This window comes from Ochrobactrum quorumnocens (assembly GCF_002278035.1).
Classification (GTDB): domain Bacteria; phylum Pseudomonadota; class Alphaproteobacteria; order Rhizobiales; family Rhizobiaceae; genus Brucella; species Brucella quorumnocens.
In genome coordinates this window covers 1,750,968-1,774,164 of the sequence record NZ_CP022603.1, presented here as the reverse complement: position 1 = coordinate 1,774,164, position 23,197 = coordinate 1,750,968, and the positions used below count along the sequence as shown (strand labels likewise).

Below are 23,197 nucleotides of genomic sequence, written 5' to 3'. Positions count from 1 at the left end.
ACCAGCATTTTTCGTGGATTCACAATCAGCCAGCGCAAAAGCTTTTTGCCTGTGGCGTCCAATTTCCGAAGCCCGAAGCGATCATGTTTGTCATTACGCGACACACATATCGCTTCTGTGCAGGGTCATTATTTGGGCCTGCATGATAGCGTGCAACTGCCATCGTCCAGTTGCCTTCGCGCTCCCGGAGACGCTTCAAAAAACGTGCAGCGTAATCGACATTGAGGCTGGGCTGCAGCATCGCGCCGACGGACGGAAATTCGCGCGAATGATAGTAGTGATTAATCTGCATGCAGCCCAGATCAATCAGCTTTGCACCTTCGGCGTGTACTTGGGTGAAACGCTTTAATGCGGCGGCTTGAGATGGAAAAAACTCAGCTCGTCCTTCAATGTTCATCGCATAGGGCTGAAGCGAGTTTTTCCGCCCGGTCTCTGTCAAACCGACGGCATAGAGAATACCGAGCGGCACGTCATAACGGGCAGATGCACGGTGCATTTCCCGTTCACAAGTATTCTCCGCTTTAGCTGTTGCTAAACTAAACGACCAGGCCCCGATTACGGCCGCCAGGACTGCCAGAAACTTCACGCTCACTGGCTTCACCAGAAACACCAGTGCCCATTTGGCTGCGCTCTGCCTGACCGGATTCGCCATTCTGTCTGCCCTCTCCGCCCATGAACTGCGCCTGCGACTGTCCCTGCGCATTGCCTCGGCCATCCGAGCCGTTCTGCATGTCGGGAGATTGCTGCCCTTGCTGCTGAGTGCCTTGCTGCTGAGTGCCTGCCTGCTGATGCCCCGCGCTCTGGCTTGCAGCACTATGCTGATCTGCACTGACTGCTCCGCGTTCTGTAACCGTCACCGCGATTTTCGCATCGTCTGCAATCCCTGCAGCTTTCAGCGCTTTTTCAATCATCGAACGATCCGCTGCCAGTGCTTCCGCCCCATGGGCTTTGTCAGCGACGAGATGCACTTCGACACTATTATCGGCGACCAGACGAATTCGCGCAGTCACAGCACCAAGCTCCACGGGATCAAGCCTGATCTGCAAAGTCTTAACCGCACCGAAGCTGCGCTCGGACACAATCTGAATATCCGCAATGCGTGCGGCTGCCGTTGAAGCAGTCGGCATAGGAGACTTAACGTCAACAGCGGAAGACGACCTCCCAGCGTGTTGCTGCGGCTGCACATTGGGACGGTCTGGTTCTGCAGCTTGGTTCGACTGTGCTGATAGATCGGGCTTAGGCAATGCAGAAGAACCTTCCGCTCCACTCTCAGCCTGCTTCCCTGTTGTTGCAGTAGCCGGATTGTGACTGACAACATTTTCAGCTTTTGCAGCGTTCTTGGGATCAACAGAAGCCGGGTTGTTCTTGCTTGCCTGAATGCTGTCCTTCTGATCCCTCTTTGGCTGATCCTTCTTTGGCTCCATTTCAGGCATTTGCACATCGCCGACGTTAGCGACAGCCGTTGCCGGGTCAGCCTCCGCCACATCTGCCAGTGCCGACATATTTGCATCAAGCCTGGCAGGATCGTTGCCTGCCGCAGCTTGTTTGTCTCCTGTCGTGGTAGTCAACCCTGCCGCCAGAGCAAGCAAGGTCTGCGATGCGCCATAGACTGAAGACTGGGCCGGGGATTGAGCCGAAGTTTCACGGTCCGTCTTATCGCTATCATCAGACTGCGTATCGTCTTCCTGCTGTTCATCGTCTGGCAACAGCTTGCTCTGAGGCTTTTCGAGAAGCGCGCCGAACAATTTTGCGGTCTCGGATTGTTCCTGATTTTCGCCATTCAGTTTCGCCACAGCGCCCTGTTGCGCACCGGTTCCCTTGGCGAGCGACCCTAATCTTCCAGCCGTATTGAGCAAAACATCTACGCTCATTGAATGGTCTTTCCTAGCAAGGCATCAATTTCTGCAAGCTTGCGCCGCGCATCATCCATGGTCTTCTGCAAATCATCGTCGGGCTTTGCGGGCTGGGATGGCTTCCATCCAACCGCCGGCGCAACTTCCTGATCTGCTACAATTGGCGCTGGATCTCCGTCGGCATCCGCAATTGGCATTGCCGGGATGTCAGTCTCAGTTTTGACCAGCTTTGCCTTATCCGCTGTGCTGGCAGGGGTGCGCGTCACGACTGAACCGACAGCCTCGGCGGCTTGCAAAAGCTGCCTGTCGCGCTCCTGCAGTCGATCCGGTGAAATCTGTGACAGTTCCCGCAAGGCGTCTCCGGCGGAATCCGATGCAACATCGCTTGCAGCCGCGTAAAGATTGGCGCGGCTTGGATCAGTCTTCAGATGATCAGCAAGTTTACGTGCCTCACCCGACATGAAACGGGCGCGTTCAGTCTGGCCATTCACCAATGCACCGCGCGCAATCTGCAAATATAGCGAATATTGCATAACGGGATCGGCGGTGCCGATCAACTTCACCAGTTCGGCATTGCCAATCCGGTCATTGAGCTTCAATGCGGCATCCACAAACTGCTTCATGAAATCGCGCATATAGGGCGAACGGGGAAAGCGTTGCAGATAATTGCGTGACAGCATGCGTATTTTGTCAGCATCGCCCAGTTTGGCTGCAATTGGCATTGAACGGCGGATTGCAGCCTCTTCAAAAAGCGTCCCTGGGCTCTCAAGCCGAACCTGATCAAGCCGCAGCAGTGCGGTGGCAGGATCAAAGGCTGTCATCTGGCTTGCGGTAACCAGAATGATGGAAGATCGCAGCTCGGCCGGAAGCTGTTGCGACAGGGGAACTGAAAACAACTTTACGACTTCGATGTTTTGTCCCGAAGCGTAAGCCAATGCGCCTTTGACCAGCTCTTGCGGCACCGTCCCGCCATCCAGGCCAGCCAGCACCTTGCGCACAGCTTCCGGATTGCCGCCGTTGAACAGATAGATAATCGCCGCGTAAATATTCTCAGGCTTTTCCCACAGTTCCTTAGGAGCACGCTCCATATCGGAACTAACGAAAATGAGAAGCCTGTTGAGCATGACCACTGCTTCGGGTTTTCCCGAGACCAGCTGGTCCTGCAACATGCGCAGCGAACGAACGAGCTTGTACGGCTCGAGAACCGGCAGACTGCGTGGCGCGTCCGCTACTGGTGTCTGAGCATAGGAAACCGCTCCCCCGCTTGCCAGCGGCAGGCTCGCAACAAGTGCCAGCAAAGAGCGCGTTACCAGTTTCTTCATGGGTTGGACTTGAGGAAGATGTCGATGCGACGGTTTTCAGCCGCATTCGGATCGGTGGCGTTCTTCGGCTGACGCTCGGCATAGCCTTCAACGCGCAACACGCGCTTCTCATCCAGCCCGCCACGGACCAGCATGTAATAGGCCATTTGCGCGCGCGCCGAAGATAGACGCCAGTTGTCATAGGTCGCGCTCTTGAATGGACGCGCGTCGGTATGGCCGCTGATGATGACTTCGCCCGGCTGGCGCGAGATAACCTGCGCGATGCGCTCGAGCATCTGCACAACACGTGCGTCAGGCTTGGCAGAGCCGATTGTGAACATGCCGAAATCAACCTTGTCGGTCAGCTGGATCATCACGCCGCCATCAACGGGGACAACCGTCACATCTGGCATCGGCTCTGCTTTCGCAGCCTTTCCGCCATCGCTCGCAGTGCCACCGTCTGCAGCTTTCTTCAGATCCGAAATAAGCTGTTCCTGGCTCTCAGCAGGTTTTTCAGCCTCTTTTGGCTTTGCCTCGGTCTTCGCGTCTGCGGTCTGCTGTGGCGGTGTGGCAGGCGCGGCTTCCGGTGGCGTCAGCTCTTCTGCAGCCTTGCTCGACCAGTAGTCCGGGCTGAAAGGATCACGATAAGCATCACCACCATCAGCACCGGTCTGCGTACCAGCCTGAGAACTGCCGCCATCGCCTTTCGTGGACTGGTTTTGCAGGACGCCTGTCTCATGCGCGAGTTCTGACAGAACCGCATAAGGCTCACGGAACATGCGGCTTTCTTCCTGCTCAATAGGCGGAGAGGCCGCGTTGTCATTGATGACCTTGGTGCTGTTCTCTATCTGCTGGTCGCTCTCGAAGCGAACCTTACCGTTCCGTTCGTCGATATCCTGCACACCCTTGGGGCTCGAATGCCGGTCCATCAGCTTGACAGGATTGAAGTAACTGACAACAGCAGCCTTACTTTCCTCATTTGCGGCATTGATGAGCCACATGACGAGAAAAAACGCCATCATTGCAGTCATGAAGTCGGCATAAGCGATCTTCCAGACGCCACCATGATGGCCGTCATCATCATCGCGCCTACCGCGACGAACAATAATGATTTCGCGTTTGGTTTCCGGATCGATGCTCATCTGGCGGCAGCCCTTAATTCTTCCAGAACCGGTACAACGCGTGTTTCAAGCACGCGTTCACCAAAAGAAAATGAAAGTTCGCCGGATGCAGTTTCGGTAAACCGGCATCCAGCTGGCAGGAGATCGGCATGCTCCCGTAATGGCTCAAGAAGATGCAGCGGCCCTGCGATCTCCGGTGCTTCCCCTTCAAGGGCAAGCGTGCTGATACGCTGCGCGAAACTGGAAACTGCGTCCCGTTCCAGCTTGGCGGCAAGAAGGGGTGCCAGAACATCGGCAATCTGCGCGGAAAGGTTCCGCTCCAGTCCACTCAAAGCCTCCGTCAGTGCGCCCGCCAGCAAAATTGCCTGTTCGCGGGAGAAACTGGCGCGCAACGCTTCAATTTCGGCTTCGTGTTCACGCAAAAGCCTAGCTTTCTCGGCCTCATATAGAGCCTCGGCTTCCTTGTGACCGTCTTCGCGACCGGCCTCGAATGCTATCCGCTTCTCTTCCTCAACAGCGATAATGCGGGCAACTTCTGCCTGCTCAGCAAATGCCGCCTTTTCTGCAGCTGACGCGTCTTGCGCATCTACCCGTTTAGGATGTTCAGCGAGCGGCAGGGGATGTGCGGGCGCCGCAATGATCTCAACTGCATCATCAGGAATTGGATGCGTTGAAAAATCGGGAAGATAACGGCTGAGGGCGAGCGTGCTCATAATCAGGCTGCCTCAAGCTCCGGCATGACAGACCGCTGCGTCGATGCCGCTTCTTGCTTGACGGCGGTTTCATGGATCCATTGCTTAAGAACGGCGGCCACACGCTCCTCATCCATCTCGATCATCTGTTCGAGACGCAGCTTGGCTGGCATGCGCATGCGCTGGCGCAAATCGCTGAGGCTCGTCTTCATCTGGTCAGCATAGGCTTCCGGCCCACCAATCACGGCCTTAGCACCCTCACCTGCGATTGCCTGCTGCCTATCGCCAACAAAGTTTGGCACACCAACTTCACCAGCCTCACGCAGTGCAACTTCAGTTCCTGCTGATTTTACATTCTGGTCGCGCAGCAGCGGACGCACGCCGAACCAGATCAGGAGTGCAACGGCACCAAGAATTGCCAGCGCATTCACATAGGAACCGCTCTGACGCATCAGCTGCTCAGACCATGGCGTCGAAACCGGGTCCATATCTGCACCCGCTGGATTGAGGAAATTGACAGCAGTCACATTGATAACATCGCCACGATCCGCGTTGAGACCAGCGGCAGTTGCAACGAGATCTCGAATCTTCAGAATTTGCTGGTCGACAAAATCGGCGGGCGGCGGGGTCGTACCGGCGGTTTCGAGCAAACGTGCCTGATCAATGACCACAGCAATCGACAAGCGCTTGACAGCATAGCCGTCGCTGACCGTCGATACCGTCTTGGTGTTCATTTCGTAGTTGGTCAGCTCTTCGCGACGGTCGGTCTTTTCCGTGGAGCTATCGCCATTACGGCTCTGAATTTCTTCCTGCGGAATATTCTGCTCAACACCCGTCGCGTTGTCATTGCGGGAATTGCGGGAATCGCCGCTTTCCCGAACCACGCGCACGGAACGCTCGACGCGCGATTCAGGATCAAAGCTTGTCTCGTTGGTCTGGCGGCGGGCTGTATCGAGTGACGCCTGAACGCTGCTCTGGAAATGACCGATCCCAAGATAAGGCGCAAGCGCCTTACGGATACTTTCATCCACATTCGCAGCCACCTGCTGCTCAAGCGAAGCGGTCATGAGTGCCGCGCCATTGGCGGCTTCTCCAGCGGATGCCAACAGACGGCCATTGGTATCGAGAACGGTCACAGAAGACGCATCGAGCGAAGGAACAGCGGCTGCAACCAACTGGCGGATCGACTGCGCAGATTCAGCTGCAAAGCCACCTTCCGCACGGATGACAACGGAAGCCGACGGCTTCTGATCGCCACGACGGAAAGAGCCTTTTTCTGCCAGAACGATATGAACACGCGCTGCCTTCACGCCGCGAATTGCCTGAATGGTACGGGCAATTTCGCCTTCAAGTGCGCGAACGTGGGTGATTTCCTGCATGAATGACGTCAGGCCGAGCGAACCCATATTGTCGAACAGCTCGTAACCGGCATTGTTCGAGGTCGGCAAACCTTTTTCAGCCAAGTACATGCGTGCTTGCTCGGCCTTGCCGATAGGGACCAGGATCGACGAGCCATCGGATTTAACGTCGAAAGCAATACCAGCTTCGCCAAGCGCCAGCCCCATTCGATTTACGTCATCGCGTGAAAGGCCGACATAGAGCGTTTCATAGGAGGGGCGGCTCAGATAAACGCTTGTGTAAAGGATCGCGCCCATCAATGCTGCTCCAACAAGTCCGAGCGCTATAAGTTTTCGCGCGCCAAGCTTGCCGAGCGTTGCCTTAAGCTGTTCGAGTAATTGCTGGAAATTCTGCTGCATCGATACCACCGCCATCCTGATGCGAGCAAAATAGATCGCGAAGCTTGCGCGAAAGTGTCGGCATGAATGACGGGGCGTTTTTAAAAAGAAGAAGGGCGCGGAATGAATCCCGCACCCTTCGTATGTAAGCCGTATCAGCTAAGCTATTAGCCGCGGAACAGCGACAGGATCGACTGGCTCGACGAGTTAGCGATCGAGAGAGCCTGCACACCGAGCTGCTGCTGAACCTGCAGAGCCGACAGACGGGCCGATTCCTTGTTCATGTCGGCGTCAACGAGCGTACCAACGCCCTTTTCAACCGAGTCAGTCAGCTTGGAGATGAAGCTCTTCTGGGTATCGATGCGCGACTTAGCAGCACCGAGCGAAGCTGCACCAGTGGTGAGCTTGTCGAGAGCAGTTTCAACAGTTTCCAGAGCAGTCTTGATTGCAGCGTCGTCAAGCTTTGCAGCCGACGGGTCGAAGAAAGCAGCAGCAACGAGATCGCCAGCGATACCACCGGTACCGGCTGCATCTGCGAAGACCTGTACGTCAGCAGCAGCAACGTCAACAGTGTCGATCGTTACAGTGGTGCCAGTACGGTTGTAAGATGCAACAACCTTAAGGTCCGAAGTTGCAGTAGCATCGTTTACGAGCAGGTTCGAACCAGCGTAGTTCGCGTTGCTTGCCGACGACTTGATCTGCGACTGGATTGCCTTAAGTTCAGTAGCGACCTTCTGCTGGTCTTCCTGGCTGGCACCCTGAGCGCTAACCAGAAGCGACTTCATCTTGTCAACCTGGTCTTTGATGTCGTTGATTGCAGTGTATGCAGTGTCAACCTTGCCGGCGCCGAGGCCGAGAGCGTCCTGAACAGCCGAGTTGGCCTTGTTGTCGGACTTCATCGAGGTCGCAATCGACCAATACGATGCATTGTCAGCAGCTTCACCGATGCGCAGGCCGGTTGAAATACGGTTCTGCGTGGTTTCCAGCGACTTGTTGGTCGAGGAAAGGGTCTGAAGAGCGGTGAGAGCTGAAGAGTTGGTAAGAATGCTAGCCATTGTATTGCCCCTTGGGAAAACAAACTGAGGGACAGGCCGGGTTGAATATTACCGGCATAGGAGAACGGCATCATGCCTATCACCACGAAACGTCGTGGGACCCCGCTATGAGTGCTAGCACTATAACCCAATTGTTAAGAATATATTAATATAATGCGATCGTTTTTAATGAACGGCGCTTTTTGGAGGTCGCACCTCATCAGGATGCTTAACAACCTCTTGATTTGAAGACCCCGAAACGTTCCATTGCCTCGGGGGCATCATTCACGAGAATGATCGTATCAGGCTGCCCACGAGGATATTCCAGCCATCAATCAGCACGAAGAACAATATCTTGAACGGCAAGGATATGACCGTCGGTGGCAGCATCATCATGCCCATCGACATGGTGAGTGTGGCAACCACAAGATCGATCACCAGAAATGGCAGAACAATCAGAAAGCCAATTTCAAAACCGCGACGCAATTCCGAGATCATAAAGGCTGGGACCAGTACGCGGAAATCGACAATGCCGTCTTCGCCTGTGCGGAAAGCCGGGTCCGCGAGGTCTTCAAACAGGCGCAAATCTTTGTCGCGCACTTCGCGCATCATAAATTGGCGGAAAGGCGTGGAGATTTCGCGGAAAGCCACCTCTTGCGTAATCTCGTTGCGCATCAAAGGCTGAACGCCATTGTTCCACGCGCGATCAAACACCGGTGCCATGACGTAAAACGTCATGAATAGTGCCAGCGAAATCATGACCATGCTGGCAGGAGCAGTCTGCAAACCCAATCCCGAACGCAAAAGCGAGAACGCGATTGCAAAGCGCGTGAAGCTTGTAACCATGATCAACAAGCCCGGCGCTACCGACAGTACGGTCAAAAGACCAAACAGCTGAACGATCTGTCCGCTGGCAGCCCCACTACCGGCAGGCAGAAGATTATCCAGCGACAACGCCTGTGAATGGGCGGCAGAAATAAATGCCAGCGTCAGCAGGCCCGTAAGTGCAAAAATCTTTTTCATTCTACTACCAGCGTCGAAATGAAAACGCGGTCCACCGCGCCTTCCGAACGCATCCGCGCCCTCTCTTCAAGATCGGCACGCAAATAAGCGAGCCCTGCCGCGCCCTGCAATTGCATGAGATTGACGCTGCGCAGGAAGCTCATGAAATCATCGCCCACACTTGCGGCCATATCTGCTGGAATCTCGCGGCCCGGCTTCGCAACAAGCGAAGCTTCAAGCCGGACCCATGTGGTCTGTGGGATGCCGAGATTGGTAACGATCGGCTGCAACGGAACAATTGTACCGATAGAGCGGGATTCAAAGTCGCCCTGCTTTGGCTTGTCATCTTTCGTGGTCGGTTTGGCCGCGACTTGCTGCTCGGCGGAAATTACCCCGCCAAGATACCAGCCGCCACCGCCAGCAATTGCGGTCAGCACAGCGACGGCAGCCAGCAGTCCCACTATGGAGGTCTTTGCTTTGCCGTCTTTATCGATTGCTGTATCGCTCATGCCTGCTCAACTTTAGAACGGAGAAATCTGATCGAGAATCTGCTGGCCATATGGCGGCTGCTGAACCTCGCTCAGGCGCCCGCGTCCACCGTATGAAATGCGCGCTTCCGCAATTTTGTCATAGGAAATTGTATTGTTTCCAGAAATGTCGCGCGGACGCACAACACCCACGACATTCAATACGCGCAACTCATAGTTTACGCGGACTTCCTGTGAGCCTCGAATGATCATATTGCCGTTGGGCAATGTGTCAGTGACGATGGCAGCAACCTGCAAACGAATGTCTTCGCTGCGTTCGATTTTGCCCTTGCCTTTGGATGTACTGTTGGAACGGGTATTGACCGATGCATCAATATCACCGCCGCCAGCTGCGCCAGAAAGACTGCTGGTATCGAACGACGCGCCGCCACCATAAAGGCCTTTTGACACACGCTCACGGTCGGTCTTGTTATCCATATTTGCCCGATCATTGATCGAGATGATAACAGTCAGCACATCACCAGGTTCAGCCGCACGCGGATCCTTGAAGAAGTTGGTCGAGCGCTGATCCCACAGCGAGTATGACGCCTTGCTCGGACGGATCGGATAACCGCTATATTGCGGATTGTTGTTCATGCCGAGATTTGCAGCCACTGGCGACAAGTCTGGCGCACGGCCGATTTCTTCGGGCTTCGTGGCACAACCTGCCAGCAGAGCCAGCATCGCTGTTGCTAGGATCGCTTTGTTCATGCTTCTCGTCATTGCACCGTATTCCCGGTTTCAGCCTGAGCGCTCTGAGCCCTGTTGGATTGGGGTGTTGCAGCTGTGCGCTGCGAACCAACAATGACCCGTGCAAGCTTGGCCGCCTTTTCAGGCGGCATTTCATTGAGAATGATACTCGAGACCCGTGGGTTGAGTTTGAGGATCAAGGCGGCGGCGGCCTCGTCACCGATAAGCGACATCTGAGCTGCCGCAGCATCTGGTTTCATCTTGGAGATGATATCAACAAGTGAATCCTGCGCCTTGCTGACAAACTCGTCGCGACGCTTCAACCACATCTCATATTCCTTGCGCTTGTCCTCCAGCGCACGCATACGAGCTTCAACATCGGCCTTGAGGTCGTTGAGCTGCTTGGTCTGAAGTGCAAACCGCGCATCTGCCGCCTGATCGTCGATATTCCCGCAAAACTTGCGGATCTCGTCGAGATTTCCAATCGGCGCAGAAGCCGCAAGCTGCTGCGCGGCGGTTGCAGGCGCTGCTGCCTGTGCAGACGTCGGGACAGGCGGAAGTGGCTGCTGTGCGAAAGCCGAGAGGCTTGCACCAACGAGCATCGCAACAGCTGAACCATAACGGATGATGTTTCTAGCCATGGTCATTGGACCACCAGTTCTGCATGAAGTGCACCGGACGTCTTGATCGCCTGCAAGATAGCAATGATGCCGTTTGGCTTAACGCCAATCTGGTTCAAGCCTTTCACGAGGTTTTCGAGATTAGCCCCAGTCAGAATACCAATCTTGGAATCGGCCTGATTAACGGTGATATCGGTATTCGGTTCGACTTCCGTCTCGCCATAACTGAAAGGATCAGGCTGAACGACCATCGGCGTTTCCGTCACTCTTACAGTCAGGCTGCCATGGCTAATCGCCACTTTGGAAATACGCACCTTCTCACCAATAACGACCGTTCCGGTACGCTCATCCACCACCACGCGCGCCACTTCGTCGGTTGTGATTGGCAAGCCTTCAAGTTCTGCAAGGAAGCGTGCAGCGGGAATATTCTTAGGGCGTTGCAGGCGAATGGTCTTGGCGTCACGTGCAATCGCCACCCCACGTCCGTAACGACGCTTAGCGAACACATTGATCGTATCGGCAGCACGTACAGCCGTCGTGAAATCGGGATCGCGCAGTTCGACAACCATTTCGCTGTCTTTACCGAAATTGCCTGCAACCTCGCGCTCGACCAGCGCGCCATTCGGGATACGGCCAGATGTCGGAACGCCTTGGGTTATGCTTGCTGCGTCGCCCTCGGCCGAAAAGCCCGAAACGATCATATTGCCCTGCGCCACTGCATAAATCTGATTATCGGCCCCCATCAGGGGCGTCATAACCAGCGTACCGCCTTGCAGCGACGTCGCATCGCCAAGCGAGGAGACAGTTACATCGATACGCGAACCAGTGCCCGAAAATGCGGGCAGATTGGCAGTTACGATAACGGCTGCGGTATTTTTGGAGCGGGTCGAATTGCGCGGCGCACTGATGCCAAGATTATCAAGCATGGCACGCATGGACTGCTCGGTAAAAGGCGAATTGCGCAGACTATCGCCGCTGCCTTTCAAACCAATCACAAGACCATATCCGACGAGCTGGTTTTCACGCACGCCCTGAATGGTCGCAATGTCTTTGAGACGTGCAACCGCACTGCCCCTGCCAAGTTCGGCATAAGCCATTTTCGACGGATCACCGCCAGAGCCGAGCCAGTCTGCATCCGCTTCCACGGCGTTGCCAAACTCACGCGCGTTTTTCGAAGACTCGTCGGCAAATCCGGCGATGGGCTGGAGTGCTAAGGCCAAAAGGGCGATGAGGGCTGCGCGCGTTCTTCTCACTGCATCCCCACCTGAATGCGACCATCGGCAAGCACTGTGCCAGACACGATGATGCCGCTGTCTATATTGCGAATTTTGATGAAGTCGCCTGCCGCACCCGATTCAAGTGGCGTGCCCATTGCGGTTATCACCAAGGTACCTGAAGTGAACACCAGCGGCGCAGGAACGCCACGCTTCACCAGCGATGGTTCGCCAAGTGCGGAAACGAGAATGGGCTTCCCCGGAAGCAGCGTCTTACGTGCGACTTTGCCCGTAGTCTGATCTTGTGAAAGGACATATTGGCTCGCAGCCGATGCACTGATGAAAAACTGCTTTTCAAGAAGCGCGGTTTCGCTCACGATCTGGCCTGGATAGACGGTTGCCGAAGGCACGACGAAGGCGATGCGGTCGGCAGCACTTGCGCCCGTTACTGCGAACAGCAGAAGGCCGGCTGTGATTGCCAGCCTTTTTTTCCGGGAAATTGCCTTCGTATAACTCATCGCCATCACCGTTGGAGCACATCCCGAAAAGTGGGAATTGGTTTTCGGACCAGGATGTGCGTAAAAACAAAAAAATAGAGAATTTCTAATGCTTTAGCGCAGGTTTTTCGATACGGTCGCAGCCATTTCATCGGCAGCCTGAATGACCTTGGAGTTCATCTCATAGGCACGCTGTGCCGTGATCAGATCGGTGATTTCTTTCACCGGATCGACATTGGAAGCTTCGAGATAGCCCTGCTTGATCGCGCCATAACCGGGATCACCGGGAACACCGACAAGTGGTCCGCCAGACGCTTCTGTTTCGCGGTAAAGATTGCCACCCAATGGCTCAAGGCCAGCTTCATTGGTGAAGTTTGCAAGCGTCAACTGGCCAAGATCGACCTGATTGACCTGATCCTGCAACTTGGCAAAGACCTGTCCGGTTTCTGTTACCGTCACCTCAATAGCGTCAGGCGGAATAGTGATAGCTGGCTCTACAGCATTACCATCAAGCGTTACCAGCTGGCCGTCGGCATTCTTGTTGAATGCGCCAGCGCGTGTGTAAAGCGTTTCACCCGTCGGGCTCTGAATCTGGAACCAACCGCGTCCGGTCAATGCTACGTCATATGGATTGCCAGTCTGGTTGAAGCTTCCCTGCATATGAAGATTGCGCACAGCCGCAGTCTGCACGCCGAGGCCGACCAACGCGCCTTCGGGTACAATGGCCTGATTGGCCTGATTGGGTACGCCTGCGGTGCGTTCCGATTGATACAGAAGATCAGAAAATTCAGCGCGTGCACGCTTAAAGCCCGTCGTGTTGATGTTGGCGATATTGTTCGCAATCACTTCCAGATTGAGCTGCTGGGCGTTCATGCCTGTGGCGGCTATCGTCAGGGCTTTCATGGCAGGTCCTTATTCAGTGAGAGCACTCAGACCGGCATCCGGCTGATTTCGAGATAGGCCTGCACGATCTTGTCGCGGATCGCGATTGCCGTCTGAAGTGACTGCTCGGCTTCCATGACAGAGCTGACCACATCACGCAGCGGAGCATCACCCTTGATGCCCTGGATAGAATTGGCTTCAGCGGCCTGCAGCTTTTGACCAACCGAATCCGTCATTTGCGACAGGACTTCACCAAAGGACGCGCCCGGAGTGGTCGGGATGGCTTGCGGGGCCGACGTGGAGCCAACGCTCTTGTCGGCAACTGTTTCAGAAAGGCGCGACAGGGCATTGCGCGCCGAAACGCTCATAATTGAGTCGTACATTAAGTGCTCCTCAGGAGGTCGATGGTCATCGAGATCAGCTCACGCGCTTGTTTGACGACCTGCAAATTGGCTTCATAAGAACGGTTGGCTTCACGCATGTCCGCCATTTCGACGACCATGTTGACGTTGGGATATTTCACATATCCACGCGCATCCGCTGCGGGATGGCTTGGATCATATTCTTCGATAAAGGCAGAGGTATCCTTGCCGACTTCTGCAACCCGAACCTCGGCCGCGCCTGTGCTCTGCTCGACTTCCGTGCGGAAGGAGACAGTCTTGCGACGATAAGGATCGGCATCTGCCGTCTTAGCTGTCGCCTGTGCATTGGCAAGATTTTCCGATACGACGCGCAAACGGGTCGACTGTGCCGACAGGCCCGATGCTGCAATCTTCAAGCTGTTCTGCAAAGCGTCTGACATAGCTTACCCCTTCGCCACAGACAGCATCATGCGGTGAAACGCTTTGACGATGCTCGTGTTGAGCGAATATTCGCGGGCAATCTCGCCCGCCTTCATCATTTCGCGTTCAACATCGACCGTATTGCCCGAATGGGTTTGCTCAGTGATGTCTTGAGGACGCAGCCGCGCGCCTGCAATGCCATTCGCTTCTACTTCCAGATGCTGCGGACTGGTTGCAGCCATGGTGAGCTGGGTCTTGTCCAGCACATCAGCGAAAGGCTGAACGTCGCGCGCCCGAAAATCCGGCGTATTCGCATTGGCGACATTGCCTGCAACGGTGGCCTGTCGTACCGACAACCACTGCGCCTGCCTCGAAGCCAGATCGAAAAGATGAATGGAGCTCATGGAGTTTCCCGCCTTTATAGTTTGTTAACTTAAAGGTCGGAACTTGCGTCAAGCTTGCGTGGATTAAGCCATAAGGCGTAGCCTGAAAAAGAAAATACCGCTTTTCATAGGGCGAGCGCAGCAAACAGCCTATCGGGCGGTTTACTTACGCAACTCAATCACATCGCCCGCCGATGTCGTGAGTTTCCACGTGCCAGCCTGATTACCGCGTCCGATTGAAACGAGGTGACTGCCATCAGGCAGCAGCGAGCCTTTCTCGACGAACCAATAGCCTGACGTATCTTCGATCATCGCCATACCGCCAACCACTTCGCGAAGAGCAAATACCGGCTTTGGAAGCGATTGACCTTCGCCATTCCCATCACCACCGTTGCCAGCTCCTGTTCCGGGCAATCCCTTGCCATTGGACATAACCGAACCGGTTGTGGTGGTATCGATGCTCTCATTCGGCGCGACCTGATCGTTGGGACGGAACGAAGGAAAGCTCTTCACCGTCTTTTGTTCCGAACGGTCGAGCGGGTCGACAATCTTGCTATCAGCCTTCTTGTCAGGGCTGAGATCAACACGTTGCAGATAGGTGATGAAAGGAAGCATCGCACAGCCAACAGCCAGCGTGATCGCCGCGATCTTGAGATAGCGGTCAACCTGACTTTGCGGCTTTTTAGTTTCGCTTGCAGTAGCGGCTTCGACCTCCGCTGCGAGATCGGCGAGAATGACCTCTTCCCGTCTGTTGCGAGAACGCTTTGTCATGTTCTTCATGGCTGTTTTTCTCCGCGTAACGCTGCGGCAAGGTCGTGATAAGGGTCTTCCGACAGACCTGTTTCGGGCGATTGTTGCAGCGCATCATAAATACGCGGAACAAGATCGACCGACTGATCCAACAATCCGTCATTGCCCTTTTGATAAGCACCAATCGCGCGCAGATCGCGCGTTTCTTCAAAACGTGCAACCATGCTGCGCAATTGACCTGCAAGTTTGCGCTGTTCCGGCGTCCAGTTGTGCTTGGCCAGGCGCGATACTGACGCAGGAATATCCACTGCCGGAAAACGCCCCTGAGCAGCAATGGCCCGGTCGAGAACAATATGGCCATCCAATGTACCGCGAATTGTATCCGAAACTGGATCATTGTGATCGTCACCATCGACCAGCACCGAATAGATGCCAGTGATGCTACCACCTGCCTCGGTGATGCCCGGCCCCGCCCGCTCCAGAAGACGTGGCAGTTGGCTGAAAACACTTGGCGGATAACCGCGCGAAACAGGCGGTTCTTCTGCGGCAATCGCCACTTCGCGCGCCGCATGTGCAAAACGTGTAACGGAATCCACAATCAACAGCACGTTCTGGCCAAGATCGCGAAAATATTCGGCTATCGCTGTCGCCGTATTGGGTGCGAGGCGGCGCATCATCGGGCTTTCATCGCCAGTGGCGACCACCGTCACAGTCTTGTTGAGATGCCCGGCCATGGTCTCTTCAAGCATCTCGCGCACCTCACGACCACGCTCGCCGGTCAGGGCCAGAACCACAGTGTCAAAATCGCCCGCACGGGTCATCATGGCCAGCAATGTGGATTTACCCACACCAGAGCCCGCAAAAATACCGATACGTTGTCCAAAACAAAGCGGCGTGAAAATATCAATCACATTGACGCCGGTGCGAAGCCCCCGATCAACGCGGGCGCGGCGCAATGCAGCTGGAGCCAGGTTCTCGGAAGCCATTGGCCGTGTGCCGGGCTGAAGAGCGCCTTTTCCGTCAACTGCTTCGCCAAGCGCATTGATCACCCGGCCACGCCATTCCGGCGCCGGGCGAATGCGCAGCGGACCTTCCTCGAAAACAGCCGCGCCAAGAGACGGAATAATGCGGTCGTCGAAAGGCTTCACCAGCACCTGACGGTCTGCCACGCGGATGATTTCCGCCAGACTTTGCCCACCATCAGCACGAATAGCCACTGCATCACCCAAACGCGCATTACGCGACAACCCGCGCACAGCAATTGCCGAACGCGACACATCACTCACCGTGCCACCAATGCCGGTTAGTGGCTTTAGCGCTATCGATTGCTGACGTGCAAAGGCGGCAAGCCGCGCGAGCGGGAGGTCAGAGATCATCCGTTTTTGGAGCCTAGCGTCCTGATGGCTTCAGCGACTGTGTTTTCCTGCTGGCCAAGCAGATTATTGACCTGCTCGAAAGCACGGCTAACGCTGATCAGACGTGTCATTTCCGTCATGCCATCAACATTGGAGCCTTCAATCATGCCCTGCACAACGCCTGCGCTCATATCGTCAACGACGGGCTGTGCCGGCTTGTTCGGTACGACGCCAGAATTACCAGCATAGCTGAGATCAGCATCAGCAGGAATTGAGAACAGGCCGATGGCACCAATCTGCGCACCGTTCTGATAGACTGCACCATCGCTTGATATTTTAGGTGCGCCGCCATCAGGGTTCAGCACAATCGGCGCGCCGCCCACATCAAGAATGGAGTTTCCCGTTACAGACACCAGCTCACCTGTCGGCATCATTTTCATGCGCCCGTCGCGTGTGTAAACCAGACCTTGCGGCGTGTTCACCGACATCCAGACGTTGCCTTTGACGGCGACATCAAATGGATTGCCGGTTTCAAGCATCGAGCCTGCTTCAGTTCGGATATAACTCTTGCCAGCGGTTGCGAAATTTATGTCTTCGCTGGCCTTGTTCGAAACAATTGTATCGAATTTGGTGCCTTCGCCACGAAAGCCGGGCGTCGAAATATTAGCCACATTATGGGCGATGGCGTTCATCCGCCGCTCGAGCGTTACGAGCGAAGAAAGACCGACATAGATGGAATTATTCTGCATCGATCAACGTCCGCCCGGCTTGAAGTTTTGCAATGTGGTCAGGATGTTGGCCGATATGCCAACTGACGATGTTCCGCCCAACAACAGCGACGCAATTGAAGCTGGGCTGCTCGCGGTTGGATTGTTCATTTCATGCATGGCCGTGAAGCGCGAAATCAGCTTCGACACATAGTCGGGATCAGACATCTTCGAGAAATCGACCTTGGCTTCGATCATCTTGGCTTGCTTGTCGATGTCGGCGTTCGACATGGCAGAAGGCCAGCCGAAAGTCGTCTGCATCATCGTAAGCAACGCTTTGTCGCCGAGGATTTCATACGCATTGGTGATGGTAGATGCCTTGCGCTCAAAATAGAGTGCCAGACGGACGCCTTCATTCTGACTGCCTGCTTCCGTTTCAAGTGTCTGACGGACATACTTGTCCATCACCCCTTGCTGTGCAGCAGTGCCTTCTGTCGCCTTGTCGCCCTTGCCTTGAAAATCAAAGGTTGTTGCGAATTCTTTGTAGCGCTTGTCAGTCAGCTTGTTCGCCATGGCGTCATCGCTTTTGACACCTTCGGTGAGGATCTTGCGCACGAAAGCTTTCGCATAGGCCATGTCTTCAAGGCCAAATGCCTTCATCGCGTAATTGAAAAGCCGGGTGTCGGACATGAAATCGTCAATGGATTTAACCTTGCCGATATTCTCTTTGTAGTAAGCGGTTTCCCGCTCAACCACAGGCTCCTTCGAGACGCGCTGCAACGACCGCGTCATATCGGACGCAATCAGCCGATAACTCATCATCGTGTTGACCATGCGAGAACCCCCTGCAATTTTTCATGACCGTTATGCTCGATCAAGCTTGTCCGAAGCTGATGCATTTCCGCGTCAATTGGTCGGTCTCAAATGGCAAGCTTCGCACAAGGCGCAATCCTTAAGGTGCAAAAATATAGCATTTCCAGCAAAAAGTGCGAAGCGGTTTTGCGTAGGATAATGCGTAAAAACAAATAGTTACAGCGGCTTCAACGATTCGGTCTTAACTGGAACCGCTGTAACTTCGAACCAACGGGAGTCATGCGCTTTGGGTATTCTCATCGGCCTCGCCATCACACTGGGCTGCATGCTCGGCGGTTTCATCGCCATGGGCGGGCACGTCAGCGTGCTCATCCAGCCGTGGGAATTCGTCATTATTCTGGGCGCAGCACTCGGTACATTCTTTGTCGCCAACCCCCTCTCGCTTGTGAAGGATACGGGCAAGGCCTGCATGGAAGCCTTCGCAAATGCTGTACCAAAGCAACGTGATTATCTCGACGTTCTGGGCCTGCTTTACAGCCTGATGCGGGAATTGCGCGCAAAGTCGCGCAATGAAGTGGAAGTCCATATCGACAATCCAAAAGAGTCCGCGATCTTCCAGGCCTATCCGAGCGTTCTGAAAAACGACGACCTCGTGCATTTCATCTGCGACTATTGTCGACTTATCATTGTCGGGAATGTACGTCCGCATGAAATTGAAGCACTTATGGATGAAGAAATTCACACGCTCTCGCGTGACAAGCTCAAGCCGTATCAGGCGATGGTTTCGATTTCGGAAGCGTTGCCCGCGCTGGGCATCGTTGCGGCAGTTCTGGGTGTTATCAAGGCCATGGGCGCGCTCAATCAGTCGCCGGAAGTGCTTGGTCACCTGATCGGTGCAGCACTTGTCGGAACATTTGCCGGTATCTTCTTCTCTTACGGTGTCGTCGGTCCGATCGCCACCAAGATCAAGTCAACCCGAGACAAGCAAAACCGTCTCTATACCGTCGTGAAGCAGACGCTGCTTGCGTACATGAATGGTTCGCTGCCGCAGATCGCGCTCGAATATGGCCGCAAGACCATTTCGGCCTATGAGCGTCCAAGCATCGACGTGGTTGAGCAGGAAACCATGGCGACCACGCCGATCCAGCAGGCGGCCTGATATGACTTCTCCTGACCAAAACCGCAAAAACGACGTACTCGCTGAAAACCTTTTACGTGCGGCCGGACTTTCCGGTGACGATCTCAAATCGCTTGCGCATGTCTTCAAGGATGCATCGTCTCATTTTTGTGGCCGTCTCAAGCAGGGAAGCGCTGCTGCGTTTGATGCCGAAACTGGTCAGTTAGAAACGGCTGATGACGCCGCGATCAATGCCATTCTCGATCAGGCTGCAATCATCGCGCCACTCAAATCCGATCGCTGGGGCTGCAAGCTTTATCTGACTGCCGACGCAACCCTGGTGTTTTCAGTCATCGAAACCATGTTCGGTGCGCAGGGCAACCTCGGTAGTTTTGACCTTGAACGCCCCTTTGGCATGCTCGAACGCAAGGTATCCAACCAACTGACATCGCATATGTCGGCGGCACTGGATCAGGTGTTTATGGGCGGCGGACAATCGCTTTTTGCGCCCGGCGAATGCATGGACACAGCCGAATTCAATAGTGACGACCTAGAGCGCTCACGCCTCTTTATCTGCCGTATCGATGTTGTTGCTGCGGGCAAGACCGGCACGCTGCATCTTCTTCTGCCCAGAGCCACGCATAAGCCAATGCAGGATGCCGTTGCTGCTTTCCTGCGCCGTCCCATGAACCAGGCAGACCCTGCCTGGTCCAAGAGGATGCGCAATGAAGTCAGCCGCGCCCGCATTGAGCTTGAGACATTCATTCAACAGGGCAGCATGACGCTGGATGCCCTCTCAAAGCTTGAAATCGGGCAGGTGCTGAAACTCCCTGTCGATGCGATGGAGCAGGTACGGCTCCGCGCTGGTGATCAGCAGCTTTTCAAATGCACGCTCGGCAAGTCCGGCATTCACTTTACAGTCAAGGTTGGCGATCCGGTCAATCAGGAAGAGGATCTCATCGATGAGCTTGTTGCTGGCTAATCTTCTATCGACGCTTCTGGCGCTCGGCTCACTTGGTGCACTCATCATCGTGGGTCGCAAGGCCAACGAAACCATCAAGCTTGGTAAACTGCTGACGCTGCGCGTGGCTGCTGCCTCCAATGGTTTGGAGCGCGTGGCCAAGTCGTTGCAGAACCAGCGCACCGACTTGTCAGACGAGACACTAAAGCTCGAAGCCCGTCTAACAGAGACAAGCCGTGCGCGCCGCGAGATGGACGAAGCAATCGAAGAGCTGAACCGGCTGCGTAAAGCACTCACGCGCGATATGCGTCAGGCACGCACCGTCACGGAAACTGCAGCACGTATCGATGAGAAGGTGTTTTCGCCCGCAAGCGAACCTGCACCAAAAGAAAAAAGCGCCTTGCCGGTCTTCGTGCGCCGTGCGGTCAAGAAGGCAACCGTTGAAATTGCGGGGCAGGCATGAGCACCGAGAACAGGGACGAAAACATGCAGCATGAGCTGGAAGAGGCGATTGAAGAATTGCGCGAAGAAAAGCCGCGCAGCGCCAAAGCTGGTGCCTCAAAGCCCAATCTCGAGCTTATCATGGGTATCCCGGTCGATGTTCAGGTGGTACTCGGCGGCACGACCATGCCAGTCGCAAACCTCATGAAGCTCGGTCGTGGTGCTGTCATCACGCTCGACAAGCAAATCGGTGATCCAGTCGATATCGTCGTCAATGGACGTGTGATTGCGCGCGGTGAAGTCATCGTGCTCGAAGACGATTCCTCGCGGTTCGGCGTCAGCCTGACCGAAATCATCGGTAAGTAACGGATCGACCATGGCCGACAATGAAACGCAAAAGCCTTCCGACGACAGCGTAAGCGGATTGATCGATACACTCTCCGGTCCGCAAAAAGCGGCTGCTATCCTTGTCGCCATTGGCCGTCCATCCGCATCACGTCTCCTCAAGCATTTCAATGCGGACGATTTGCGCAAGCTCGCCGGTCATGCCCGAACGCTTGAACCCATTTCGCCGCTTGATTTCGAACATCTTGTAAAGCAGTTCGAAGACTCCTTTGCCGAAGGTGCGCCTGTCTCTGAAGCAGCCCAGCGTTTTGAAGGTCTGTTGCGCGAAGCACTGCCACAGGACGAAGCAGACGCGGTGTTTGAAGAGCGCGTTCAACCGCAGCTTGTTCAGGAATCCGTCTGGGCAGGACTTGCAAGATTGCCGATAGAGGGGCTGCAAGCCTATCTCACTGATCAGCACCCGCAGATCATCGCCTATATCGTTTCCAAGCTTCCGTCGGATCTCGCAGCACGTATTTTTGTAGGCCTGCCTCCACAGTTGCGCAGCGCTGTGGTGCAGCGTTCCTTGCACATCGGCAATGTCGCCCCTGCTGCAGCTGATCTTTTGGAAGATGTGCTTCGTCGTGATCTTCTCGGACGCAATGACGCTGGTCCGGTTAAGGCCCATCACGGCCAGATCGCCAACATCTTCAACCAGCTCGACCGGCAGGAAATGGAAGAGCTTATGGCGAGCCTCAAAGATCTCAGCCAGGACGACATTTCCCGCATCAAGGCCAAGCTCTTCAACTTTGAGGATATCGAACGCCTGTCGCAGCGTGCCCGTCTTCTGCTTTTCGATGAAGTACAGACCGAGCAGATCGCAACGGCTTTGCGTGGCGCCGACGCAGCCCTCCAGGAAACAGTGCTTTCGTCGCTTTCCACGCGCGGACGTCGCATGGTCGAGAGCGAGCTGGCCGCCGAACAGGGCAACATCACCAGCCAGAACATCGCAGACGCACGGCGAGCTGTCGCTCGTATTGCGATTGATCTGTCGGAGCGCGGCATCATCACGCTCGAGCCAGGCGAAGACACGGATTAATGCACATCTCCCAAAAGTGGGAACTGGTTTTGGATAAAGACATGCGTAAAAACAAATATATAGAGCATTTCCAACCCGTCCCTTCTGCTGGAAATGCTCTAGAGAGTGTCGCACTTGATCGCACCCACGGCGCTCGCTCTAGATTCTTTTGACTGTCGCATGTTCGCGAACGCTAAATGAATCCATTTGAGCGCGACATGCTCTAAGAACGCTGGTGACACATGTCCGATGATACCGACAAAGAGAGCAAAACAGAGGACGCCAGCGAGAAGAAAATCCGCGACGCGCTGGATAAGGGCAATATGCCCTTTTCCCGCGAAGCACCTATTCTTGCCGGCATCGCATCCTTTCTTGTCATCGCTGTCTTTGTTGCAGCTCCGGCGACGACAAAACTCGCTGTTTTTTTGCGTGAGTTGATGGACCGCCCGGAGGATTGGACCCTCAACAGTGCAGAGGATGCAAGCCACCTGTTTGGTATTCTGGGACTGTCAGTGGGTATGGCACTCGTTCCGATCTTCATCATTATTCCACTGGCGGGCATCGCGGCTTCGGCTTTTCAGAACGCGCCACGCATGGTCGGAGAGCGTATCCGTCCCCAGGCTTCCCGCATATCGCTGATCAAAGGCTGGCAGCGTATTTTCGGGCGTTCCGGTCAGGTGGAATTCCTGAAATCTCTTGCGAAATTTCTTGCCGCCAGCATCATCGTTTTCTTCGTCTTCTTCAAGAGCAACCATCTTTTCACCGACGCCCTTGCGACCGATCCGAGCGCGTTACCAGAATTCCTGCGTGAAAATCTGGTCAGGCTTCTTGTTGCCAATGTGCTGGCAATCACTGCAATTGCCGGTTTCGACCTTGCATGGTCACGCATTCACTGGAAACAGGAATTGCGCATGACCAAGCAGGAAGTAAAAGATGAGCATAAGCAATCGGAAGGCGATCCGCTTGTAAAAGCGCGCCAGCGCTCTCTGGGGCGTGATCGCGCGCGCCGCCGCATGATCAACGCTGTACCAACCGCAACGCTTATTGTCGCAAATCCGACCCATTTCTCTGTAGCACTACGCTATCGACCCAATGAGGATGCGGCCCCAATTGTTGTTGCGAAGGGACAAGATTTGATCGCTCTCAAAATAAGAGAAGTTGCTGCAGCCAATTCCATCCCTATTTTCGAGGATGTACAATTGGCACGTGCGCTCTATAAACAGGTGAATGTCGACCAGATGATTGCACCTGAATTCTATAAGGCCGTCGCTGAACTCGTCCGTGTCATCAATGCTCGACATGCATTACATTGATAGG

At 54.9% G+C, this 23,197-nt stretch carries 27 protein-coding genes; 6 read left to right on the top strand and 21 right to left on the bottom strand.

Going from position 1 to position 23,197, the window contains the following annotated elements:
* Positions 1–25: 25 nt before the first annotated feature.
* The 21 genes from CES85_RS08345 to CES85_RS08245 form a co-directional block, all read right to left on the bottom strand.
* Positions 26–496 carry a transglycosylase SLT domain-containing protein gene (locus CES85_RS08345; RefSeq protein ID WP_244923253.1) on the bottom strand — a complete coding sequence of 157 codons (471 nt, stop codon included), beginning with the start codon at positions 494–496 and terminating at the stop codon, positions 26–28.
* Positions 497–536: 40 nt separating this feature from the next.
* Positions 537–1,871, bottom strand: a complete 1,335-nt coding sequence (fliK, locus tag CES85_RS27765) for a flagellar hook-length control protein FliK (protein ID WP_244923180.1) — start codon at positions 1,869–1,871, stop codon at positions 537–539.
* Positions 1,868–3,175, bottom strand: coding sequence for a chemotaxis protein (locus CES85_RS08335; protein ID WP_095445444.1), 1,308 nt, complete (start codon positions 3,173–3,175; stop codon positions 1,868–1,870). The genes fliK and CES85_RS08335 overlap by 4 nt, the downstream gene beginning before the upstream one ends.
* Complete coding sequence (locus tag CES85_RS08330; RefSeq protein WP_095445443.1) at positions 3,172–4,296, bottom strand: flagellar motor protein MotB; 1,125 nt, start codon at positions 4,294–4,296, stop codon at positions 3,172–3,174. The genes CES85_RS08335 and CES85_RS08330 overlap by 4 nt, the downstream gene beginning before the upstream one ends.
* Positions 4,293–4,988: a hypothetical protein gene (locus tag CES85_RS08325; protein WP_095445442.1), complete on the bottom strand. Its 696-nt coding sequence runs from the start codon at positions 4,986–4,988 to the stop codon at positions 4,293–4,295. Before CES85_RS08325 ends, CES85_RS08330 begins: the two co-directional genes overlap by 4 nt.
* A gap of 2 nt (positions 4,989–4,990) precedes the next feature.
* Positions 4,991–6,739 carry a flagellar basal-body MS-ring/collar protein FliF gene (gene fliF, locus CES85_RS08320; RefSeq protein WP_095445441.1) on the bottom strand — a complete coding sequence of 583 codons (1,749 nt, stop codon included), beginning with the start codon at positions 6,737–6,739 and terminating at the stop codon, positions 4,991–4,993.
* Between the two features lie 131 nt (positions 6,740–6,870).
* Positions 6,871–7,758: a flagellin N-terminal helical domain-containing protein gene (locus tag CES85_RS08315; protein ID WP_095445440.1), complete on the bottom strand. Its 888-nt coding sequence runs from the start codon at positions 7,756–7,758 to the stop codon at positions 6,871–6,873.
* Between the two features lie 264 nt (positions 7,759–8,022).
* Positions 8,023–8,760 carry a flagellar type III secretion system pore protein FliP gene (fliP, locus tag CES85_RS08310; RefSeq protein WP_095445439.1) on the bottom strand — a complete coding sequence of 246 codons (738 nt, stop codon included), beginning with the start codon at positions 8,758–8,760 and terminating at the stop codon, positions 8,023–8,025.
* Positions 8,757–9,248, bottom strand: coding sequence for a flagellar basal body-associated FliL family protein (locus CES85_RS08305; protein ID WP_095445438.1), 492 nt, complete (start codon positions 9,246–9,248; stop codon positions 8,757–8,759). The genes fliP and CES85_RS08305 overlap by 4 nt, the downstream gene beginning before the upstream one ends.
* A gap of 12 nt (positions 9,249–9,260) precedes the next feature.
* Positions 9,261–9,989, bottom strand: coding sequence for a flagellar basal body L-ring protein FlgH (gene flgH / locus CES85_RS08300; protein ID WP_095445437.1), 729 nt, complete (start codon positions 9,987–9,989; stop codon positions 9,261–9,263).
* The gene (locus tag CES85_RS08295; RefSeq protein ID WP_095445436.1) at positions 9,986–10,603 is read right to left on the bottom strand and encodes a MotE family protein; all 618 of its coding nucleotides are present in this window, start codon (positions 10,601–10,603) and stop codon (positions 9,986–9,988) included. The genes flgH and CES85_RS08295 overlap by 4 nt, the downstream gene beginning before the upstream one ends.
* On the bottom strand, positions 10,600–11,931 hold the full coding sequence (locus CES85_RS08290; protein WP_434063354.1) for a flagellar basal body P-ring protein FlgI: 1,332 nt from the start codon (positions 11,929–11,931) through the stop codon (positions 10,600–10,602). The genes CES85_RS08295 and CES85_RS08290 overlap by 4 nt, the downstream gene beginning before the upstream one ends.
* Positions 11,826–12,308 carry a flagellar basal body P-ring formation chaperone FlgA gene (gene flgA / locus CES85_RS08285; RefSeq protein ID WP_095445764.1) on the bottom strand — a complete coding sequence of 161 codons (483 nt, stop codon included), beginning with the start codon at positions 12,306–12,308 and terminating at the stop codon, positions 11,826–11,828. Before flgA ends, CES85_RS08290 begins: the two co-directional genes overlap by 106 nt.
* Positions 12,309–12,401: 93 nt before the next feature.
* The gene (gene flgG, locus CES85_RS08280) at positions 12,402–13,190 is read right to left on the bottom strand and encodes a flagellar basal-body rod protein FlgG (RefSeq protein ID WP_095445434.1); all 789 of its coding nucleotides are present in this window, start codon (positions 13,188–13,190) and stop codon (positions 12,402–12,404) included.
* A 26-nt stretch (positions 13,191–13,216) separates the two neighbouring features.
* The gene (gene fliE / locus CES85_RS08275) at positions 13,217–13,552 is read right to left on the bottom strand and encodes a flagellar hook-basal body complex protein FliE (protein WP_095445433.1); all 336 of its coding nucleotides are present in this window, start codon (positions 13,550–13,552) and stop codon (positions 13,217–13,219) included.
* Positions 13,552–13,971 (bottom strand): flagellar basal body rod protein FlgC, encoded by a 420-nt coding sequence (gene flgC, locus CES85_RS08270; RefSeq protein WP_094579463.1) that lies wholly within the window; start codon positions 13,969–13,971, stop codon positions 13,552–13,554. The genes fliE and flgC overlap by 1 nt, the downstream gene beginning before the upstream one ends.
* Positions 13,972–13,974: 3 nt before the next feature.
* Positions 13,975–14,355 carry a flagellar basal body rod protein FlgB gene (flgB, locus tag CES85_RS08265; protein WP_095445432.1) on the bottom strand — a complete coding sequence of 127 codons (381 nt, stop codon included), beginning with the start codon at positions 14,353–14,355 and terminating at the stop codon, positions 13,975–13,977.
* A gap of 141 nt (positions 14,356–14,496) precedes the next feature.
* Positions 14,497–15,105 (bottom strand): hypothetical protein, encoded by a 609-nt coding sequence (locus CES85_RS08260; protein ID WP_404904268.1) that lies wholly within the window; start codon positions 15,103–15,105, stop codon positions 14,497–14,499.
* Between the two features lie 5 nt (positions 15,106–15,110).
* On the bottom strand, positions 15,111–16,460 hold the full coding sequence (fliI, locus tag CES85_RS08255) for a flagellar protein export ATPase FliI (protein ID WP_095445430.1): 1,350 nt from the start codon (positions 16,458–16,460) through the stop codon (positions 15,111–15,113).
* Entirely contained in the window at positions 16,457–17,188 is a 732-nt protein-coding gene (gene flgF / locus CES85_RS08250) for a flagellar basal-body rod protein FlgF (RefSeq protein WP_095445429.1), read from the bottom strand. Before flgF ends, fliI begins: the two co-directional genes overlap by 4 nt.
* Before the next feature lie 3 nt (positions 17,189–17,191).
* Complete coding sequence (locus CES85_RS08245) at positions 17,192–17,980, bottom strand: DUF1217 domain-containing protein (RefSeq protein WP_095445428.1); 789 nt, start codon at positions 17,978–17,980, stop codon at positions 17,192–17,194.
* Between the two features lie 265 nt (positions 17,981–18,245).
* Between CES85_RS08245 and motA the strand changes: the two genes are divergently transcribed.
* The 6 genes from motA to flhB all read left to right on the top strand — a co-directional run bounded on the left by motA (position 18,246) and on the right by flhB (position 23,193).
* Positions 18,246–19,118, top strand: coding sequence for a flagellar motor stator protein MotA (gene motA, locus CES85_RS08240; RefSeq protein WP_095445427.1), 873 nt, complete (start codon positions 18,246–18,248; stop codon positions 19,116–19,118).
* 1 nt (position 19,119) lies between these two features.
* A complete protein-coding gene (locus CES85_RS08235; RefSeq protein ID WP_095445426.1) occupies positions 19,120–20,058 on the top strand; it encodes a FliM/FliN family flagellar motor switch protein in 939 nt (312 codons plus the stop codon).
* A complete protein-coding gene (locus CES85_RS08230) occupies positions 20,039–20,500 on the top strand; it encodes a BAB2_0123 family type IV secretion system effector (protein WP_095445425.1) in 462 nt (153 codons plus the stop codon). Before CES85_RS08235 ends, CES85_RS08230 begins: the two co-directional genes overlap by 20 nt.
* Positions 20,497–20,844: a flagellar motor switch protein FliN gene (gene fliN, locus CES85_RS08225; protein ID WP_095445424.1), complete on the top strand. Its 348-nt coding sequence runs from the start codon at positions 20,497–20,499 to the stop codon at positions 20,842–20,844. Before CES85_RS08230 ends, fliN begins: the two co-directional genes overlap by 4 nt.
* Before the next feature lie 10 nt (positions 20,845–20,854).
* Positions 20,855–21,901, top strand: coding sequence for a flagellar motor switch protein FliG (locus CES85_RS08220; protein WP_095445423.1), 1,047 nt, complete (start codon positions 20,855–20,857; stop codon positions 21,899–21,901).
* Positions 21,902–22,122: 221 nt separating this feature from the next.
* Positions 22,123–23,193 carry a flagellar type III secretion system protein FlhB gene (flhB, locus tag CES85_RS08215; protein WP_095445422.1) on the top strand — a complete coding sequence of 357 codons (1,071 nt, stop codon included), beginning with the start codon at positions 22,123–22,125 and terminating at the stop codon, positions 23,191–23,193.
* Positions 23,194–23,197: the final 4 nt, after the last annotated feature.

Coding starts and splice junctions, on each gene's coding strand:
- flhB (WP_095445422.1), top strand. CDS start 22,123: ATGTCCGATGATACCGACAAAGAGAGCAAAACAGAGGACGCCAGCGAG.
- flgC (WP_094579463.1), bottom strand. CDS start 13,971: ATGTCAGACGCTTTGCAGAACAGCTTGAAGATTGCAGCATCGGGCCTG.
- flgF (WP_095445429.1), bottom strand. CDS start 17,188: ATGCAGAATAATTCCATCTATGTCGGTCTTTCTTCGCTCGTAACGCTC.
- CES85_RS08235 (WP_095445426.1), top strand. CDS start 19,120: ATGACTTCTCCTGACCAAAACCGCAAAAACGACGTACTCGCTGAAAAC.
- CES85_RS08260 (WP_404904268.1), bottom strand. CDS start 15,105: ATGACAAAGCGTTCTCGCAACAGACGGGAAGAGGTCATTCTCGCCGAT.
- flgB (WP_095445432.1), bottom strand. CDS start 14,355: ATGAGCTCCATTCATCTTTTCGATCTGGCTTCGAGGCAGGCGCAGTGG.
- fliK (WP_244923180.1), bottom strand. CDS start 1,871: ATGAGCGTAGATGTTTTGCTCAATACGGCTGGAAGATTAGGGTCGCTC.
- flgH (WP_095445437.1), bottom strand. CDS start 9,989: ATGACGAGAAGCATGAACAAAGCGATCCTAGCAACAGCGATGCTGGCT.
- flgG (WP_095445434.1), bottom strand. CDS start 13,190: ATGAAAGCCCTGACGATAGCCGCCACAGGCATGAACGCCCAGCAGCTC.
- fliE (WP_095445433.1), bottom strand. CDS start 13,552: ATGTACGACTCAATTATGAGCGTTTCGGCGCGCAATGCCCTGTCGCGC.
- CES85_RS08315 (WP_095445440.1), bottom strand. CDS start 7,758: ATGGCTAGCATTCTTACCAACTCTTCAGCTCTCACCGCTCTTCAGACC.
- fliP (WP_095445439.1), bottom strand. CDS start 8,760: ATGAAAAAGATTTTTGCACTTACGGGCCTGCTGACGCTGGCATTTATT.
- CES85_RS08220 (WP_095445423.1), top strand. CDS start 20,855: ATGGCCGACAATGAAACGCAAAAGCCTTCCGACGACAGCGTAAGCGGA.
- CES85_RS08230 (WP_095445425.1), top strand. CDS start 20,039: ATGAGCTTGTTGCTGGCTAATCTTCTATCGACGCTTCTGGCGCTCGGC.
- fliI (WP_095445430.1), bottom strand. CDS start 16,460: ATGATCTCTGACCTCCCGCTCGCGCGGCTTGCCGCCTTTGCACGTCAG.
- flgA (WP_095445764.1), bottom strand. CDS start 12,308: ATGAGTTATACGAAGGCAATTTCCCGGAAAAAAAGGCTGGCAATCACA.
- fliN (WP_095445424.1), top strand. CDS start 20,497: ATGAGCACCGAGAACAGGGACGAAAACATGCAGCATGAGCTGGAAGAG.
- CES85_RS08305 (WP_095445438.1), bottom strand. CDS start 9,248: ATGAGCGATACAGCAATCGATAAAGACGGCAAAGCAAAGACCTCCATA.
- CES85_RS08330 (WP_095445443.1), bottom strand. CDS start 4,296: ATGAGCATCGATCCGGAAACCAAACGCGAAATCATTATTGTTCGTCGC.
- CES85_RS08245 (WP_095445428.1), bottom strand. CDS start 17,980: ATGGTCAACACGATGATGAGTTATCGGCTGATTGCGTCCGATATGACG.
- CES85_RS08335 (WP_095445444.1), bottom strand. CDS start 3,175: ATGAAGAAACTGGTAACGCGCTCTTTGCTGGCACTTGTTGCGAGCCTG.
- fliF (WP_095445441.1), bottom strand. CDS start 6,739: ATGGCGGTGGTATCGATGCAGCAGAATTTCCAGCAATTACTCGAACAG.
- CES85_RS08345 (WP_244923253.1), bottom strand. CDS start 496: ATGCACCGTGCATCTGCCCGTTATGACGTGCCGCTCGGTATTCTCTAT.
- CES85_RS08295 (WP_095445436.1), bottom strand. CDS start 10,603: ATGACCATGGCTAGAAACATCATCCGTTATGGTTCAGCTGTTGCGATG.
- CES85_RS08325 (WP_095445442.1), bottom strand. CDS start 4,988: ATGAGCACGCTCGCCCTCAGCCGTTATCTTCCCGATTTTTCAACGCAT.